Genomic DNA, 2,911 nt, shown 5'->3' with positions numbered 1-2,911 from the left:
TTCCTTTTGTCTGGGCCGGCATTCCGGCTCTTCAAAAGTGAGCCGCCGTCAGGGCGGAACCCTAAGTGGCCGTTACCGCAGGAATGGATATGTACACAATCCAACTGTGTCGCCTGCCAGGCCGCCTTCGCGAGCAAGCCCGCTCCCACAGTTTGATCGCAGTGCGGCAGGTAGATAGGCGTCACCCGTCAGGCCGTCATCGCAGGCAAGCCAGCTCCCACAGTTGGACCGCGGGGTGTCAGCGTCGGCCATCACACCAACGCCCTGCGCTCGCGCACAAAGCGTGGCATCTGATCCCCAGGCAGCGCCTTGCTGAAATACCACCCCTGAATAAACAACTCAGGCCCATGACTCAAGAACGCCAACTGCTCAGCCGTCTCCACCCCCTCTACCACCACACCCAAATCCAAGGCCTCGCAGAAGCGCAACATACCGGTCAGCACCTGGGCGCCTTTAGGGTCACGCTGGGCCACCACAAAACTGCGGTCAATCTTGATGAAATCCACAGGAAACTGATGCAAGTAACTCAGCGCAGAAAACCCAGTGCCAAAATCATCCAGATAGACCTTGGCCCCCATGCCCTGCAGCTTCTGGATGGTCTGGCGAGTGGCCGGGATATCACTGACCAGCGCGTCTTCGGTAATTTCCACTGACACCTGCCCTCGGGCCTGGGCAAGAATTTCCACCAGGCGGTCGCCATAGGCGGCGTCCTTGAGCGTGGCGCTGGAAATATTGATGGTCATCGGCAGTTCAAAACCCACCTTCAGCCATTTCTGATACTGACGCACGGCCTGGGACGCCACCCACACATCCACGTCCGGCATCAGCCTGGCGTGCGCCAGCCATTGCAGGAACTCCCAGGGCGAATGCACCGTGCCCTGGCTGTCCCGGGCGCGCATCAGCGCCTCGCAGCCGGTGCACAAACCGGTGCGGGTGGATACCTGGGGTTGAAACTCAAGGTAGAACTCGTAATCACTGATCTGCTGGATGCGGTTCAACTCAGCGGCCTGGCGGGCCAAGGTCTGGTGAGTTGCCAGCACCGGGTCGAACTCCAGCAGGCGGCCTTTCTCTTCGAGGCCGCGAAACGTCATGTCCAGGGATTTGAGGTACACCGTACCGCCATCGCTGGACTGGCGATGAATCGCCCTGACGTAGGGCGCATACACCAGCGTACCGGCCGTCAGCAGAACGACCTGCAACACCACCGCCGCCACGTCGCCGTGGGTGCTGAGGTAGGCATTGAGCAGCACCGGGGCGGTAAACGGCACGCTGGCCACCGCGGGCGACACCCAACCCAGTTGAACCACCATCAACGCCACCATCGCGTTGAACGCCGGTACCAGTAGAAACGGTATGAACAGGCGCGGGTTGAGAATGATCGGCAAACCGAACAACAGCACCTCGCTGACATTGAATAACGACAACGGCAAACTGGCCACCGCCAGCAAGCGCATGGACTGGCTCTTGGAAAACAGCAGGATCGCCAACAGCAGGCATAAGGTTGCGCCCGAACCACCGATAAAGGCAAAACTGCCCAGCAAGCCGTTGTTGAGCAGGTACAGCACCGGCTCCCCCGCCGCCAACGCTACGCCATTGAGCGCCACCGCCTGGTCCAAGGCATCGAATAACGGCTGCATGGCATACACGCCGTGAATGCCGAAGAACCACAGCAGCGAATTCATCAGAGTGACAAACAACCCACTGCCGTAAGGCGCCTGCAACGCATCAAGCACCTGCGGCCCCTGGATTTGCGCCACATGGGGGATCAACAGCAGCAACGACAACACCGCCACCAACGCCAAGGCTGTGAGTGCGCCAGGCACCACCATGTTGATGGTGCCCTTGAGGTTATGGCCGACCAGGTCTTGGTTGACCAGGCGCGTCCAACGAAAGCGATGCAGCCAGGCAATGGCCGGCACATTGATCAAGGGCGAAGCAATGGCAATAAACAATAAAAACGTGGCCGAAGCACGTGGGTACTCACGCAGCACGAAGGTGGCGACCACCACATGGGCCAGGCACAGAAACGCGACCGGCAGCTGTGGCAGACGGTGTTGAATCGCCAACATATAACCGATGGAGGCCGCGACCAGCAGTGGGATCACCGAACTGATCTGTTTATGCAACCCCGCCAGGAAACTCACCACCTGCGGATCGAAACCCAGCGCCTGGGCGCATTCGGACAGAATCAGGAAACCGGCGGACACCAACAGGCACGGCAGGATCCACAGCAGTCCTTCACGAATCGCTCGCAACGACTCCGTACTGGCCAGGACTGCCAGGCGCTGGGTCAGGAAAAGTTTGAACAGGGTGTGCGCCATGGGCCGTCCTCTGCCTGTCACCGACTGCCGCTGAAGATCAGGGCCGGAAACACCCGCTAACGCTACACGCCCTGATAGCCGAAGCGAAAGCCTTTATGCCCGTCCCCGCCCGGCTTTTTTGCCAGTGAATGCCGGGTTGCTAGACTAAATCCTTACAGATTTATCGAACTTTCTGACTTGAATCATCCCCTAAGGCTGTCTGAGTCGGTATCATCCGCACGTTTTGTGCGTGTTATACGATGTTACAACCTGTCTGATAATGGGTACGCACTCAGGGAATCTTGCCTGGAACGACAACAGGCCAAAGGAGAGAACCTCACTATGCAAGACAAGCGCTCAAGTAACATGCGTCCTCTATTTGTCACCATCCTGCTGTGGTTGTGCAGCGTGGTGTTGCTGTTTGTGATCAAGAACGTCATTGAGTTGTTTACCGGGCCTGTGGCTGAAACCTGGGTAGACCTGGCCCTGGTGCTGGTCGCCTACCTGATGTTTTTCTTGCTCGCGCCGTTGCAGAACTGGATGCGGCGCAGGTCGCGCAAGCGTGCTCGCCATCACCTCAACGCACGCACGTCCGATAGCAGCTCCCACCC

At 58.8% G+C, this 2,911-nt stretch carries 2 protein-coding genes; one reads left to right on the top strand and one right to left on the bottom strand.

The features are described from left to right. Positions 1 to 251: 251 nt before the first annotated feature. Positions 252 to 2,321: an EAL domain-containing protein gene (locus tag GIW04_RS29455; RefSeq protein ID WP_120248152.1), complete on the bottom strand. Its 2,070-nt coding sequence runs from the start codon at positions 2,319 to 2,321 to the stop codon at positions 252 to 254. A 345-nt stretch (positions 2,322 to 2,666) separates the two neighbouring features. Here GIW04_RS29455 and GIW04_RS29450 point away from each other — a divergent pair. Next, positions 2,667 to 2,911, top strand: a 245-nt coding sequence (locus tag GIW04_RS29450) for a hypothetical protein (RefSeq protein WP_236479509.1), incomplete at its 3' end; no start/stop codon positions are given.

It is taken from the genome of Pseudomonas sp. PA-4-8C (genome assembly GCF_021606625.1).
Lineage (GTDB): Bacteria > Pseudomonadota > Gammaproteobacteria > Pseudomonadales > Pseudomonadaceae > Aquipseudomonas > Aquipseudomonas lactis.
This window is presented reverse-complemented; position numbering and strand designations above follow the sequence as displayed.